This is a genomic window from Actinoplanes sp. NPDC048988, assembly GCF_043197815.1.
Lineage (GTDB): Bacteria > Actinomycetota > Actinomycetes > Mycobacteriales > Micromonosporaceae > Actinoplanes.
Genome location: NZ_JBICTW010000005.1, coordinates 39,027 through 54,060, shown reverse-complemented (window position 1 = coordinate 54,060; position 15,034 = coordinate 39,027). Strand labels below are relative to the sequence as shown.

The 15,034-nt window shown below is 74.2% G+C and carries 13 protein-coding genes; 2 read left to right on the top strand and 11 right to left on the bottom strand.

The genetic code is table 11. From position 1 onward, the window contains the following. Positions 1–57: 57 nt before the first annotated feature. From ACGFJ7_RS18120 to ACGFJ7_RS18090, 7 genes are read right to left on the bottom strand one after another with little or no spacing between them, the layout of a single operon-like run. The gene (locus ACGFJ7_RS18120) at positions 58–768 is read right to left on the bottom strand and encodes an alpha/beta hydrolase (protein WP_360250186.1); all 711 of its coding nucleotides are present in this window, start codon (positions 766–768) and stop codon (positions 58–60) included. Between the two features lie 11 nt (positions 769–779). After that, positions 780–1,724, bottom strand: coding sequence for an alpha/beta hydrolase (locus ACGFJ7_RS18115; RefSeq protein WP_360250183.1), 945 nt, complete (start codon positions 1,722–1,724; stop codon positions 780–782). A 33-nt stretch (positions 1,725–1,757) separates the two neighbouring features. Then, positions 1,758–2,366, bottom strand: coding sequence for a sigma factor-like helix-turn-helix DNA-binding protein (locus tag ACGFJ7_RS18110; protein ID WP_360250181.1), 609 nt, complete (start codon positions 2,364–2,366; stop codon positions 1,758–1,760). Between the two features lie 20 nt (positions 2,367–2,386). Then, a complete protein-coding gene (locus ACGFJ7_RS18105; RefSeq protein WP_360250179.1) occupies positions 2,387–3,421 on the bottom strand; it encodes a DUF4331 family protein in 1,035 nt (344 codons plus the stop codon). Then, entirely contained in the window at positions 3,396–4,409 is a 1,014-nt protein-coding gene (locus ACGFJ7_RS18100; RefSeq protein WP_360250176.1) for an NAD(P)-binding domain-containing protein, read from the bottom strand. The genes ACGFJ7_RS18105 and ACGFJ7_RS18100 overlap by 26 nt, the downstream gene beginning before the upstream one ends. A 44-nt stretch (positions 4,410–4,453) precedes the next feature. After that, positions 4,454–7,213 (bottom strand): BTAD domain-containing putative transcriptional regulator, encoded by a 2,760-nt coding sequence (locus tag ACGFJ7_RS18095; RefSeq protein WP_392642769.1) that lies wholly within the window; start codon positions 7,211–7,213, stop codon positions 4,454–4,456. A 46-nt stretch (positions 7,214–7,259) separates the two neighbouring features. Next, entirely contained in the window at positions 7,260–8,084 is an 825-nt protein-coding gene (locus tag ACGFJ7_RS18090; RefSeq protein WP_392642768.1) for an SDR family oxidoreductase, read from the bottom strand. 88 nt (positions 8,085–8,172) lie between these two features. Here ACGFJ7_RS18090 and ACGFJ7_RS18085 point away from each other — a divergent pair, with 88 nt between their 5' ends. Beyond that, positions 8,173–8,640, top strand: a complete 468-nt coding sequence (locus ACGFJ7_RS18085; protein ID WP_360250167.1) for an alpha/beta hydrolase — start codon at positions 8,173–8,175, stop codon at positions 8,638–8,640. 43 nt (positions 8,641–8,683) lie between these two features. Then, complete coding sequence (locus tag ACGFJ7_RS18080) at positions 8,684–9,577, top strand: NAD-dependent epimerase/dehydratase family protein (RefSeq protein WP_392642767.1); 894 nt, start codon at positions 8,684–8,686, stop codon at positions 9,575–9,577. Here the strand turns inward: ACGFJ7_RS18080 and ACGFJ7_RS18075 are convergent. From ACGFJ7_RS18075 to ACGFJ7_RS18060, 4 genes are all read right to left on the bottom strand, one after another. Beyond that, positions 9,554–10,150: a TetR/AcrR family transcriptional regulator gene (locus tag ACGFJ7_RS18075; RefSeq protein ID WP_392642766.1), complete on the bottom strand. Its 597-nt coding sequence runs from the start codon at positions 10,148–10,150 to the stop codon at positions 9,554–9,556. The genes ACGFJ7_RS18080 and ACGFJ7_RS18075 overlap by 24 nt on opposite strands. A gap of 84 nt (positions 10,151–10,234) precedes the next feature. Continuing rightward, entirely contained in the window at positions 10,235–11,632 is a 1,398-nt protein-coding gene (locus ACGFJ7_RS18070) for a BTAD domain-containing putative transcriptional regulator (RefSeq protein WP_360250158.1), read from the bottom strand. Between the two features lie 34 nt (positions 11,633–11,666). Then, a complete protein-coding gene (locus ACGFJ7_RS18065; protein WP_392643161.1) occupies positions 11,667–14,378 on the bottom strand; it encodes an AAA family ATPase in 2,712 nt (903 codons plus the stop codon). Positions 14,379–14,396: 18 nt separating this feature from the next. After that, complete coding sequence (locus tag ACGFJ7_RS18060) at positions 14,397–15,005, bottom strand: helix-turn-helix domain-containing protein (RefSeq protein WP_360250155.1); 609 nt, start codon at positions 15,003–15,005, stop codon at positions 14,397–14,399. Positions 15,006–15,034 lie beyond the last annotated feature (29 nt).

Genomic DNA, 15,034 nt, shown 5'->3' with positions numbered 1-15,034 from the left:
GTCTCCTCGCGGAATGAGCGGTGCCCGCCGGCGCCGTTGCCGGCGGGCAGCCGCGGCTCAGCTGATGAAGGCGACCGCTTCGAGGATCGCCGCCGTGACCTCGTCGGGCCGGGAGGTGGCGATGGCGTGCGACGCCCCGGGCACCTCGCGGACGCCCTGCGGCGACGACCGCTGGACCTGCCAGCGGAACAGCTCGGCCGGGATGTTGCGGTCGGCGTCGCCGTAGACCTCCCACGTGGGCAGGGTCTTCCAGGCCGGTTTGTCGGTGACCAGCTCGTCGGTGAGGGCCTTCTGGGTCACCGAGCGCTGGGTGCGGCCGAGCAGGATCGCGTCCTCCAGTTCGAGATCCGCCCCGAACTGCGACGGGAACTTGGCCGGGTCGATCTTCAACTCGGTGCCGCCGCCGGACAGGGGGAAGGTCACCAGCGCCTCGCCGAGGGTGCTGCCGGGCAGGCGGCCGGCCAGCGAGAACGCGGACTCGCCACGGTCGGGCACGAACGCGGCCACGTAGACCAGCGCCCGCACCGGGTCGAGACCGGTCGCGGCCTCGGTGATGACCAGGCCGCCGTACGAGTGGCCGACGAGCACGACCGGGCCGCCGACGCCGTTGACGACGTCGCGGACGTACTGGGCGTCACCGGCGAGGCTGCGCAGCGGGTTGGCCACGGCGATGGCGTCGATGCCCTGCTTGGCCAGCTCGGAGATGACCGGGTTCCACGCGGTCGAGTCGGCGAAGGCGCCGTGGACGAGAACGACTGTGGGCTTCATCTTCTTCTCCTTCAGGCCAGGCCGACTGTGATGGCCGCGATGGCCTGGGCGGTGGCGGCTCGCGAGGCGCGGGTGTCCTTGAGCGGGTTGAGCATCATGAAGTCGTGGATGGTGCCGTCGTAGCGGACGGTCGTGATCGGCACGCCGGCCGCCCGCAGCTTGGCCGCGTACGCCTCGCCCTCGTCGCGCAGCACGTCGGCCTCGTCGACGAGCAGGAACGTCGGCGGCAGGCCCTTGAGGTCCTCCAGCGACGCCTGATTGGGCGACGCGGTGATCTCGGAGCGGACCGACTCGTCGGGGGCGTACTGGTCCCAGAACCACGCCATGGCGGCCGCGGTCAGGTGCGGGCCGTGGGCGAACTGCTTGTAGCTCCCGGTGTTCATCCGGGCGTCGGTGACCGGGTAGTACATCGAGACGTGCCGGAAGGAGACGTCGCCGCGCTGCTTGGCCAGGATGCTGACGGCGGCGGTCATGTTCCCGCCGACCGAGTCGCCGGCCACGGCCAGGCGTGACGCGTCCAGGCCCTCGGCGGCGCCCTCTTTGACGATCCACCGCGCGGTGGCGTACGCCTGCTCGATCGCGACCGGGTAGTGCGCGTCCGGGGACGGCGTGTACTCGACGAAGACGAACGCGAAGCCGGTGCCGATGGTGAGCTGGCGGACCAGGCGGTCGTGGGTGCCGTTGTTGCCGAGAACCCAGCCGCCGCCGTGGATGTAGAGCACGGCCGGCAGGGGGCCGGTGGCGCCGACCGGCTTGACGATGCGGACCCGGACGTCGCCGGCCTCGGCCGGCACGGTGATCCACTTGTCGTCGACCGGGGGCAGGTCGGTCAGCCCGGCCTGCACGTTGTCGAGACCCTTGCGGGCTTCGACCGGGGTGAGCTGGTAGACGAACGGCGGCTGGGCGGCCGCCTCGCCGAACGCCTGGGCGGCCGGCTCCAGAACGATGTCGGACACTTCTGTTCTCCGTTCCTCGGATGTGAACTCAAGCTAGGAAGGCGCAGTGCGCATCGAGTGACTGACCAGTGGTGCCGGATCGCCGGTACGGGCGACCTCGCGGAACGCGGCCAGCAGGTCGTGGTGGTCCACCGGCGACACCCGGCTGTCACCGGAGGTCTCGAGCCGGGTGCGGGCCCGGCGGATGAGCTGGCGGGCGTGCGCCTCGGTGACGCCCAGCAGGCCGGCGATCTGGCGGTAGGGGAGGGCGAACGCCTCGCGCAGCAGGTAGGCGACACGTTCGCGGGGGCCGAGGCGCGACAGCAGCAGCGCCAGGGCGCCGCGCAGCTGGTCGGCCTCCACCACCAGCGCGGCCGGGTCGTCGCCGGTGTGCGCCCGCTCGGCCGGCCACAGGCCCACCGGGCTCTGGTGCCGGGCGTACGCGGTGGTGGTCCGGGTCAGGGACAGGCGGGTCGTGGTGCGGCTCAGGAACGCCGGGGCGTCCCGGACCACCGTGCGGTCGGTGCCGTTCCAGCGCAGCCACGCGTCCTGCACGACGTCCTCGGCGTCCGGGCCGGCGATGCCCCGGGCGATGCGGAGCAGTCGATCGCGTACGCCGAGGAACTCGTGCAGGCCGTCGTCGATCGTCATGGTTCCTCGCATGGGAGGAACGCTAGGAAGGGTCAGTGTTCGTCGAGTGCCGATGGAGTGACGTACGGGAACTCGTCGCTCACTCGAGCCGGGGCCAGCCCGGTGCTCACCGCCGAGTTGGTGGCCAGCGAGAACATCACCTCGGGGGCGTTGTCACTCAGATGCCGCCCGTTGAAGTCGGTGAAGCCGAACACCGCGGCCGTGCCGACCTGGTACGGCAGGGTGTCGGGCAGGATCCGCTGGGCCACGGCCAGCGCGTACGCCTCGGGCCGGGCCGAGGTGCCCAGGCGCCGCACCGCCGCCGCGACCAGGCCGCGCACCTGCCCGCCGTACCGGGCCCAGTCCTCGCCCGGGTGGGTGCCGTTGGCCGCGCTCGCCTCGTCGCCGCCGGCGTCCCGGAAGATCGGCCAGATCATCGGCAGCCCGGCCCGCCCGGTCTGGTGCCAGCCGCCGGCGTCCGTGGCCAGTAGAGAGGCACTCCAGACCCGGATCATGCGGTCGGGGAACAGCTGTCCGTCGCGGTGCGGCACGCGCACCACGATGCTCCAGACCGTGGAGCCCTCGAACGAGTTGGCGGCCTGGCCCGGCAGGTAGCCGGTGATCTCGGCCTCCTGGCCGTGGATGACCAGGGAGTCGACGGCGGCCAGCTGCGACAGGTCCAGGTAGAACGGATCGAGCGCGTGGCCCGCCCAGACCCGCAGGCCGTCCGGGCCGTCGACCGGCACGCCGACCCGGCCCGCCGCGATCTCGGCGCCGTCGCGGGTGACCCGCAGGGCGCCGCCGGTGAAGGTGAAGCCGAAGACCAGGTTCTCGGCCGGCGAGTCGTCCAGGTGGATCCGGAACTCGTAGCGGGCCTCGGGGTGGAAGCCGTCGGCGACGAGGTCACCGGCGAGCGAGGTCCGCACGTTCATCACGAAGACGGTCGCGTCGCGGTCGTCGAAGACGTACTGGTCGGTGATGTTCAGGCGCGGATCCTGGCGGGCCTGCGGCGAATCCAGGTGGTGTGACATGGGGTTTTCCTCCGGTTGCTCGGTGTCGCGGTCACCGTAGGAGCCGGGAGTGGACATCGACTGAAGATGCAGTGACAGGCGGCTCGGCCGCCGTGGCCAGGGCCGGGACCGGAACGCCGGCGCGGGTCGCCGCGCACACGACCCGCCGCCATGGCGGGCGCCAGTCGCGCAGCGCGAGCGCGAAGTGCTGATCGTCGAGCAGCCCGTCGCCCGGTACCGCGGTCAGCGCTTCGCGCGCGTACGTCAGAAGGCGCCCGGCCAGCGCGGTGCCGCCCCGCCAGGCGCCGGCGACCGCGGCCAGGTCCATGCCCCAGCCGTACGCCGCGCCGGCCACCCGCAGACGTTCGAAGGCCCGCGCGTAGGCGACCGCCCGGGCCGCGTTCCAGGCCGCGCGGATCTCGGGAAGGGTCACCGTCAGCGTTCCGATCGGCGCCGGCTGGTCCCTGGGCACGGCCGCCTCGGTGATCATCTCGTCGTCCTGCCAGGCCCGCAGGATCTTCCGGTCGCCGATCAGGGCGTACGCCTCGGCGGCCAGCTCCGCCTCGGCCGCGGCCAGTTCCTCGTACACCTGGCCCGCGAAGTGCCCGGCGCTGCCCGCGCCGGCGTAGGCCACGCAGGGAACGTTCTGGAAGCGGGCCGCGGTGGCGGCCAGAAGCGGGCGAAGCCGTTCGTACGCGCGCCGATCACCACCGACCACATAGGACGGCCCGTGCTCGATGGTGCGCGGCCGGCCGGTGATCCCGCAGCCCGCGAAGAGCACGCCGGAACCGCGCATCCAGGCCGTACGCCGTCCCGTCTCGGAGAACCGCGTCGCGCCGCCGTCGGCCACCACGTCCCCGGGCTCGAGCCGGGGCAGCAGCTCGGCCAGGACGCCGTCCAGGTCCGAGCCGTCCAGCCGGATCAGCAGGCGCGGGGCGCTGAGCGACTTCGCCATCTCGGCCGCGCCGTGCCGGTCGGCCACCGCGACGTGATAGCCGTGCCCGGTCAGGTTGCGGACGAAGGCCGCGCCCCGCTCGCCGTGGGTCACCACACCGATCGTCGTCATGCCCGCCCGCAACGATCGGAAGGGACCGTCGTTCGAGCCGTGTGTCAGCTGTCACCCAGGCGGTCACGCAGCTGGGCCGCGAGCGGGCCGGCCGGCTCGGCCAGCGCGCCCAGGGCCTCCCGCCAGTGCTGCCGGGCCGCCTCCGCGTCGCCGGCGTCCCGGCAGGCGTCGCCCATGGCCAGTTGAACCTCGGCCAGTGCGGCCGGGCTGCCCGCCCGCCGGTACGCGCCGGCCGCCTCCGCCCAGCGGGCCATCGCCTCCTCGGGGCGGCCCATCTCGCGGTAGAGGTTGGCCAGCAGGTCCCAGCTGTGCCCGGCGCCCAGCTCGTCGCCGATCTCCCAGGACAGCGACAGCGTCTCGCGCAACAGGTCCTGCGCCTGCCGGATGTGGCCGAGCCGGGCCCGGCTGCCGGCCAGCGTGCGCAGCGCCCGGGCCTCGTTCACCCGGTTCCCGGCCGAGCGGAAGATCTCCAGCGCGCGCTCGCTGTGCCGGACGGCCTCCTGGTGTTCGTCGTGCTCGGCCCGGACGTACGCCCAGTTGAGTTCGACCATGGCCAGGCCCGCCCGGTCACCGAGCCGCTCGAAGAGCGCGCCCGCGCGGCTCAGGTGCTCGGGCGCCTCCAGGCCGGAGTACGAGTTGAACAGCGCGCCGGCCAGGCTGCGGTGCAGGTGCGCCTGCCCGGCGAGGTCGCCGTCGGCCACCGCGGCGGCCAGGCCGCGGCGCATGGTCGCCTCCCAGGCCGGCAGTCGGCCGGTGAAGTGCAGGTGGGTCTGCAGAGTCAGGGCCACGTGCCAGGCCACGGCGGGCGGTCCGTGCTCGACCAGCGCGTCGAGCACCCGTCGCTCGGCGTCGAACCACGCCATCGCGTCCTCGGGCCCGGCGAAGGCCGGGACGGTGACGCCCGGCCGGGACTCGGGCGGCCGGGGTGGTGCGAGCGCGCGGGCGAGGAGCTCCTGCGCCTCGTAGGCGGTGCGGCGATAGTGGTCGTGGATCCGGCCCAGCGCCTCCCGGCGGTCTTCGGCGCCGTCCTGGCGGACGCTCAGGTCCGCCGCGTACTGGCGCAGCAGATCGTGCATGTGATGGCGGCCGGCGCGGGACTGGGTGAGCAGGTGGGTGGCGAGCTCGCCCAGCAGCATCCGGGCCGCGCGCGGTTCGACCGCGGCCAGCGACGCCGCCGCCGGGATCGTCACGTCGGGCCCGGGGTGCAGCGACAGCAGGCGGAACATCCGGGCCGCGCCGGGGCTGAGCGCCCGGTACGACCACGAGAAGACGGCGCTCAGGTCGGTGTCCTCGTCCGCGCCGAACGCGTCGAGGCCGGCGCCGGCCTCGGCCAGCTCCGCGGCGATGTCGGCCAGGGACGTGTCCGGCAGCGCCGCCGCCCGGGCCACGACCACCGACGCCGCCAGCGGCAGCCGGCCGGTGCGCGCGATGATCTCGTCGACCGCCGCCGGTTCGGCCTCGACCCGCCGGGCGCCGAGCCGGTTGACCAGGCCCTCGCGCACCTCGTGGGGCGACGGCAGGTCTAGCGGGACCGGATGGGCGCCGCCGGTGGTGACCAGGCCGGTGATCCGTACCCGGCTGGTGACCACGGCCAGGCTGCCCGGCGCCGAGGGCAGCAGGTGGCGTACCTGCTCGAAGTCGCGGGCGTTGTCGAGCACCACCAGCATCCGGCGCCCGGCCAGCAGGCTGCGGTAGAGCCCGGCCAGCGCGTGCAGCTCGGCCGGCAGCGTCTCCTGCGGCACCCCGAGCGAGCCCAGGAAACCGCGCAGCGCCTCGTCCGCCGTCATGGCGGTGCCCTGGGCGGTGAAGCCGCGCAGGTCGGCGAAGAGCTGACCGTCCGGGTAGGACCCGGCGAGCCGGTGCCCGAGGTGCACCGCGAACGTGGTCTTGCCGATGCCGGGCATCCCGTCCACGGCCAGGGTGACCGCGCCCCGGCCCCGCCGGTGACCCGCACCGATCAGGGCCGTGGCCCGGGCCAGCACCGACTCGCGCCCGGTGAAGAACGGCTGATCGGGCGGAAGCTGGGCCGGGACGAGCGCTTTCGGGGCCGGTCCGGGCGCGCTCTTCTGGTGCAGCAACCGGTCGTACGCCTCGGCCAGCTCCGGGCCCGGATCGATGCCGAGCTCGTCGGCCAGCCGATGGCGTACCTCCTGATAGGCCTCGACCGCCTCGGCCTGCCGCCCGTCCGCGGTGAGCGCGGCGATCAGCCGGGCCTGCAACGGCTCGTCCAGCGGCGACCAGCCGACGGCCTGCCGCAGCGCCGGGATGACGGCGCGCGCCTGCCCGAGGGCCAGCGCGGTGTCGGCCGCGTCGCGCAGCGCCTGCGACCGCTCGCCGTCGATCGCCACGAAGGTGGGATGGGCGCGCTCCAGGCCGGCCGCGCACGGCCCGTGCCACAGCCCGAGGGCCTCGGTCCACAGCGGCACGGCCCGGGCCGGATCGCGTTCCTGGCGGGCCCGGCCGGTCAGCCGCCGGAACCGCGGCAGGTCGAGCATGTCCTCGCCCACCTTGAGCTGGTAGCCGGCGGCGTGCCGGACGAGGTGGTCGCCGACCGCGCGGACCGGCAGGTCGGGCTCGATGAGCCGGCGCAGCGTGCCGATGTAGCGGTGTACGACGTTCACCGCGCTGGCCGGCGGGTCCTGCTCCCAGACGGCGTCGACCAGCTCGCCGAGGCCCACGACCGTGCCGGCCCGGGCCAGCAGCAGGGCCAGGACGAGCCGCTGCTGCCGGCCACCCAGGTCGAGGTCGGTGTCGCCCCGCCACGCCCGGACCGGGCCCAGAATGGTGAATCGCACCGGCGTCATGGCCCCACTCTGATCCGCCGGCCGAGCGAAAACATCAGTCGGATGACTATCCCGCGGCGCGGGCGGCCAGCCAGTCGGCGAACCGCGTCGGCGCGGTGCGGAACCCGGCGTCCGGGGTGAGCGAGCCGTCGTCGAGCACGGCGCCGAAGTAGGCGGTGTCCGGGTCGGCCACGACCGTACGGGGATCGCCGTCGACCTTCAGGATCCGCCGGGCCAGCTCGTCCAGCGGGATCGCCTCGGGTCCGGCCACCTCGACCACCCCGTTCGCCGGCTCGGCCAGCGCCACCTCGGCCACCAGGGCGGCCACGTCGTCGGCGGCCATCGGCCGCAGCTTGGCCGGGGTGAGCCGGACCGTGTCGCCGTCGGCGCCGGTCTCGGCGATCGCCTTGACGAACTCGTAGAACTGGGTCGCCTTGACGATGGTGTACGGCGTGTGGCCGTCCCGGATCAGCTCCTCCTGCGCCACCTTGGCCCGCATGTAGCCGCTGTCGCGCAGCCGCTCGGCGCCGACGATGGAGAGCGCGACGTGGTGGCGTACGCCCGCGGCGGCCTCGGCGTCGAGCACGTTGCCGGTCGAGGTGCGGAAGAAGCTCATCACCGCGTCGTCGGAGAAGTTCGGCGAGTTGGCGACGTCGACGACCACCTGCGCGCCGTCCAGCGCGGCGGCCAGACCTTCGCCGGTGAGGGTGTTGACGCCCGTGTTGGGCGCGGCCGGCACGGCCTCGTGCCCCTGGTTCGCCAGGCGCTTGACCACGTTCGAGCCGATCAGCCCGGTGCCGCCGATGACCACGATCTTCATGTCCTGCTCCTTGTCGGTTCCGTTGTCGTCGGGACCGAAGGTAGGCAGCGCGGGTGCGGGATCGGTGACCAACGAGTGACGGTGAACCGGCGCCCCCGTTCGTCGTTGTGCGCGGTTGGCCGCTCCCCCCGGCGGCCGGCCGATCGAAGGGCAGCCGGACATGAGAATCCACGAACCCGTGTGCGTCGTGCACCCCGGTCATGAGCAGTTGAGCCTCGCGGGCGTCGAGCAGCACGTACGGGTCGTCTACGTCGAGCCCGCCCGCCGGCTGCCGGCGGTGGTGTCGGGCCTCGGGTGCCATCCGGTGATCCTGCTCGGCCACGCGTCGGCCGGCCCGATCGTGCTGCGCTTCGCGCTCGAGCACCCGGCCGCGGTCTCGGGGCTCGTGCTCTACTCGCCGGCCGCCGACGACGAGGATCTGAGCGCGCTGACCCTGCCCACGCTGATCGTCACCGGCGCCCACGACGCCGTCTGCAGCCCGTCGCGGGCCGCGCTGCTGCACGGCCGGATCGGCGGATCGGCCCTGCTCGTGCTGCCCGGCAGCGGCAGCCAGGCGCACCTGTCCCAGCCGGTGGCCTTCACCGGCGCGGTCGCCGAGTTCATCCACCTGGTAATCGACGTCACATAGCGACAACTGGTTATCGGTAACGCGTTTTCGTTAACGTCGGGATATGACAAGCGAACTGGTTCTGGTCACCGGCGGCTCCGGCTTCGTCGGCTCGTACGTCGTACGGCGCGCGCTCGCGGCTGGTCTCCGCGTCCGCACCACCGTCCGCTCGCATCCGGTGGAGGGCGTCGAGTCGGTCCGCGCCGACCTGCTCTCCGACGACGGGTGGGACGAGGCGGTCGCCGGCGCCTCGTACGTCCTGCACGTCGCCTCGCCCTTCCCCGCCGTCCAGCCGACGGACGAGAACGACCTGATCGTCCCGGCCCGGGAGGGCACGCTGCGGGTTCTGCGGGCGGCAAGCGCTTCGGGGGTACGCCGGGTGGTGCTCACCTCCTCGTTCGGCGCCGTCGGCTACGGGCACGGCGACACCAGCCGCGTCTTCACCGAGGACGACTGGACCGACGTCGAATGGCCGGGCGTGCAGCCGTACGTCAAATCGAAGACTCTCGCCGAACGCGCGGCCTGGGATTTCGCGGCCCGGGGCGGCCCGGAACTCACAGTGCTCAACCCGACCGGCATCTTCGGCCCGGTCCTCGGCCGGTCCTGGTCCAGCTCGATCGACCTGATCGCCGGCATCCTGGACGGCACGATGACACGGGTCCCGGACGTGACCATCACCCCGGTCGACGTCCGCGACCTGGCCGAGCTGCACCTGCTGGCCCTGACCGACCCGGCGGCGGCGGGGGAGCGCTACATCGCCTGCGGCCCCGACGAGGTGACCCTGCCCCAGGTGGCCGCCCTGCTGGGCCGGGCCGGCCTGCCGACCGGCCCCGGCGACCGCCCCCGCCACACGACGAACGCCAAGGCCGTGGCCACCTTCGGATGGAAGCCCCGCCCGGCCACGGAGATGTTCCTCGACACCGCCCGCAGCCTGTCAGCCCTTCGCCAGCAGGGGTAGCAGGACATCGTCGACGAGGTGTTCGGGCAGGCCGGGGTCGTGGCCGGCGAACAGCTGCTCGAACAGCAGGGGGCCGAAGATGAGGCGGTCCACAATGTCCAGGATCGTGGCGTCGGTGGCGATCCGGCCGGCCCGGGCGTGCCGGTCGAGCACCCGGCGCAGCACCTCGACCTCGGGCTCGACCAGGATGTCGCGCATCGCCCGCATCAGTTCGGGGTCGAGCAGCGCGTCGCGGGCCAGCCCGGTCATCGTCGCGGTGGCCGGCTCCCGCAACCGGATCGGTCCCGCGGCCCGCTGGGTCACGGCCAGCAGGTCACCGCGCAGGCTGCCGGTGTCGATGTCGGCGGCCGACTCCGGCTTGGTGACCTGAATGGCGGTGATGACCAGCTTCGCCTTGGAGTCCCACCGCCGGTAGAGAGTGGCGACGCTGGCCTTGGCCGCCTCGGCGATGTCGTCCATGGTCACCCGGTCGTAGCCGCGTTCCCGGACCAGCCGCAGCGCCGTGTCGAGCAGCTCCCGCTCCCGTTCCGGCGACAGCCGGCTGCGTCGCGATCTCGGCTGCTCGGAAGGCACCCGGCCAGCATACGGCTCAGCCCAGCGCGAGACCGGCGGGCGTCTCGGCCCGGAGCTCGGCGGCGATGAAGGCCAGCTTGTGGTTCAGCCCACCGTGAGACCGGCGGGCGTCTCGGCCCGAAGCTCGGCGGCGATGAAGGCCAGCGGCAGGTCCGGCTCCACGACGGCCTGGGCCGCGGCGCGGGCCAGGGCCGACGGCAGCCGGCCGCAGCGTTCCACGATCTCGGCCGTGGCGGCCGGCTCGGCGGCGACCCGGTCGGCGCCGATCCGCCGCCGCAGCATGGCGGTCGCCTCGGCCGGGCCGGGCAGCGGCACCGGGAACGTGCCGCCCGCGCGACTGGTCGTGATCACCACGCTGCCGGGGGTGCCGGGCAGCAGGCGCGGGTCGACAGTGCCGCAGTTGTCCAGCACGAGCAGGATCCGGCGGCCGGTGAGCAGCGACCGCCAGCGTTCGGTCAGCGCCGCCACATCGTCCGGCAGCTCGCGCGCGGGCTCGCCCAGCGAGGTCAGGAAGCCGCGCAGGATCGACGGCGTGTCGAGGCCGCGCACGTCGGCGTAGAGCTGGCCGTCCGGGCAGGACGGGGCCAGCCGGTGGGCGAGGTGGATGGCGAGGGCCGATTTGCCGGCACCCGCGACGCCGTCGATGGCGAGCACCGCCGGCCCGGTCGCGCGCTGGCGTTCGATGTCGGCCAGGGCCGGGCCGGCCTGGCGGGGCACCAGGAACGGGTGGTCGGACGGGAGCTGGGCCGGCGTGGCGGCCGGGCGGCGGCGCAGGGTGTCGCGGGCCGCCCGCAGTTCGGCGCCCGGGTCGATGCCCAGCTCGTCGCCGAGCCGCTCGCTGACCGCGTGGAAGACGCCCAGCGCGCGGTCGCGCTGCCCGCCGGCGGCCAGCGCCAGCATGAGGCGGCTCTGCAGAGGCTCGTCCAGAGGCTGGTCGCCGGCCACCTCGCGCAGCGCGGGCAGCACCCGGACCGCCTGGCCGGTGCGCAGCGCCGCGTCGGCGGCGTCCCGGGCCGCCTGCGAGCGTTCGCCGTCGACGCTGTCGAACACCGGGCTCGGGCCGAGGCCCTCGGCGCAGGGGCCGCGCCACAGGGCCAGCGCCCGCAGATAGCGCCCGACCGGATCCTCGGCGGACGCGGCCGAGGTCACCAGGCCGCGGAACTCCAGGAGGTCGAGTGTGGACTCGCCGGCCCGGAGCAGATAGCCGTCGCCGACCCGGGACAGCAGCGAGCCGGCCGACCGGATCGGCAGGTGCGGCTCCATCAGGCGGCGGAGCCGGCCGATCGAGCGGTGCAGCACGTTGGCCGCGCTGGCCGGCGGGTCGTCGCCCCAGACCAGGTCGACCAGGTCCGTCTGGCCGACCACCGAGCCGGCCCGGGCCAGCAGCAGGGCCAGGACCGTGCGCTGCCGGCCGGCGCCGGCGTGCAGTTCCCGGTCGCCCTCGCGCAGGCTGACCGGGCCGAGAATGGCGAACCGAATCATGCCCTCAGCCTGTCGGCCGGGGGTGGCGAAAACATCAGTACGATGACTGCGCGCCACCCAAGGCCGCCGCGAGCTGCCGCCGGCCGCTGACCCCCAGCCGCGGGTAGATGCGGTAAAGGTGGGCGCCGACCGTGCGGTGCGAGATGAACAGCCGCTGTCCGATCTCGCGGTTGGTCAGGCCCTCGGCGGCCAGCGTGGCGATCTGCATCTCCTGCGCCGACAGCTGGTCGCTCAGGTTCTCGTGGCGCCGGCCGCTGGACTCGCCGGTGGCGCGAAGCTGGTCGCGGGCCAGCTCGGCCCACGGGCGGGCGCCGAGGCGGTCGAACTCGTCGCGGGCCGTGCGCAGCGGCGCGCGGGCGTCGAGCTGGCGGCGCCGGCGGCGCAGCCAGCGGCCGTGGTTGAGGTGCAGCCGGGCCCGGACGAGCTGCACCGAGGACGGCAGCATGGCCAGCGCCGAGGCGTAGCGTTCCTCCCCCTCGTCGTCCGGGGCCAGCACGGCGCTCGTGTACGCGTACGCCGTCGTCATCATCTCGGTCGGCAGGCTGCGGGCCAGCGCCGGCAGCTCGGCCAGCAGTTCCCGGGCCGGTTCCACCGTGCCCGCCGCCAGCGCCGCGTCGGCCAGATCGGGCGCGACCAGCCAGCGGCTCACCGAGTGATAGTGCGGATCGGCCGGATCGAAGAGCCGGGCCAGGAGGTCGTACGCCTCCTCGACGCGCCCGCCGAGCAGAGCCAGCAGCCCCTCGGCCTGAAGCGTGATCGACGACGCGAACGGCATCCCCGTCAGCAGCGGATCGGCTCGCAGCTTGCGTACCATCTCCTCGGCCGTCGGGACGTCGCCACGGGTCACGGCGACCAGAGCCGACACCGACCGCACACCGAGCAGGACGATCGCCTCGCCGGTCTCCTCGGCCAGCGCCACGCCCTCGGCCGCGTCCGACCGGGCCTGGTCGAGCTGGCCGAGGTAGTAGCGGGGCCAGGCGCCGGCCAGCGAGCGCGCGAGCAGACCGAGGCGGCCCTGGGCCCGCCAGTTCGTGGCCGCCCGGGCCAGCAGGCGGCTGCTGTGCGTGAAGTCGCCGAAGCCCATCGTGCCGCTGCCGAGGTAGTGCACGGCCCGGCCGTCGAGCCGATCGAGGTCGAGCCGGTCCAACTGGCCGAGCACCGGCACGCCGTACCGGTAGGGCTCCGCGTAGGCGCGGACGGCCAGCAGCAGGGGATCGTCCGGTCCGGCGGCCCAGCGGTCGGCCACCGCGGCCAGCTCGGCCCGGGTCGCGGCGTCGCCGTCCTGGAAGAAGCAGCGCGAGGCGGCCCGCCACAGCAGGTTGTCGGCGACGTCACGAGCCCCGGCCGCGGCCGCGCCGGACGCCGCGGTCAGCATGTCGTGGATCCGCCGCTGCGGCTCGTCCGGCTCGAAGGCGGCGTTGTCGGAGACCAGAAGCAGGCGGGCCCGCTCGACCGGGCCCATCACGGCCGGATCGGCCCCGGCCAGCAGCGCGCGGGTCCGGCCCCGGTGGCTGAGCTGCCCGGACAGTTCGGCCGCGCGGACCAGGACGCTGGTGCGGCGGCGCTGATCCCGTACGAGCGAAGCCGCCTGTTGCAGTGCCGGGACCGCCGCGGCGACCTTGCCCCGCGCCAGCGACGCGTCGGCGAACTGCTCGAGGCGGTCGGCCAGCTCCTCGTCCGGCCCGATCGTGGCCGCGGCCTGGTGGAAGAGCCGGCGGTCGGGCTGATCGGCCAGGATGGCGGCCAGCGCGCGGTGGACGGCGAGCCGGTGGGTGACCCGGGCCCGGTTGTAGATGGCCGAGCGCATCAGCGGGTGCCGGAACTCGGGCCGGCCGTCGGTGATCGTGATCAGGCCCGCGTCGGCCGCCTCCTGCAGCGCGTCGACGGTGACGATCGAGCCGGTGACCTGACCGGCCGCCTCGAGCAGCCGGTGCAGGGCGGCGTTCGGCTCGGCCGCCAGCGCGAGCAGCAGCGCGCGGCTGGACGGGCTCGTCGAGTCGGTGCGCGCGGCGAACGCGGTCTCCAGCCGTTGCGTCAGCGGCAGGTCGTCGGTGCTGGCCGGGGCATCCTGCACGGCTTTGGGCAGTTCGATCAGGGCGAGTGGGTTCCCGGCCGCCCGGTCGAGGATCAGCGCCCGCAGCTGCGGTTGCAGGGCCGGCGCCTGGGCGTCGAGCAGCTCGGCCGCCGCCGTGCGGTCGAGCGGGGCCAGGCTGAGCTCGGGGGTGTAGCCCGAGCCGATCCGCCCGCTGCCGTCCGGCCGGCTCGCGCCGAGGACGAGCAGGGCGTGCCCGTGGGCCCGGCGCGCGACGAAGAGCATGGCGTCCCGGGTCGACGGGTCGATCCACTGGATGTCGTCGGCGACCACCAGCACCGGCCGGCGAGTGGCGGCGTCGGCCAGCAGCTCCAGGACGGCCAGGCCGACCCGGTACACGTCGGGCTCGGTGTCGTCGGCGCCGAAGGCGGCCCGCAGCACCGTGCGGTGCGCGGCGGGCAGCCGGTCGATCTCGCGGATCATCGGCTGGAGGAGCAGGTTGAGCGCGGCGAACGGGAACCAGCGCTCGGTCTCGACGCCGGCCATGTGCAGGACGGTGAAGCCCCGCTCGGCCGCCTCGGCGGTCGCGGCCCGCAGCAGGGCCGTCTTGCCGACACCGGCCGGGCCGTGGATCAACAGGGCGGTGCCGTTCCCGGCGGCCGCGCCGGCGAGCAGGTCCCGGGCGAGGCGCAGCTCGGCGTCTCTCCCGATCATGCTCGTCACCCCGGTATTTTATGCCCGGCCGTAGACCAGCCGGTGAATCGCCTCGGTGAGGTCGTCGACGGCCTCGCGCAGCTCGGCGTCGGTGGCCCCGGCCAGTTGCTCATATCGGGCGTCGCGGATCGCCGAGATCATCTCGGCCAGCCGGTGGGCCGGGATGGTCGTGGTGGCGCTGCCGCCGGCCTGGTCCCGGCGGATCTTCTCGGCCGCGCGTTCGTCGTACCGCTGCCGGATCCGGCCGACGAAGTCGCGCAGCTGTTCGGAGGTGGCCATCGCGGTCGCGGCGCACGAGAGGATGCCGGCGTTGGCCCGCCACAGGGTGGCCGACGTCTCGAGCTGGGTGCGCAGCAGGTCGCGGGCGGGGCCGTCGGCGTCGAACCAGACGTGGCCGGCCGCCAGGTCGTGCCCCACGTTCGTCATCAGCGCGGTCAGCACGGCGGTCTTGGTCGGGAAGTAGAAGTAGAAGCTCGTCCGGGAGATGCCGGCTCCGCTCGCGAGATCGTCGATGGTCACCGCCTCGTACGGCCGCTCGGAGAACAGGGCCCGGGCCGCCTCGAGGATCGCGGCCTCGCGGAGATCGCCCTTGGACGGGCCGGTCCGGCGGCGCGTTACCTGACTCATATTTCCGATCATTCCTTATGTGATCATCA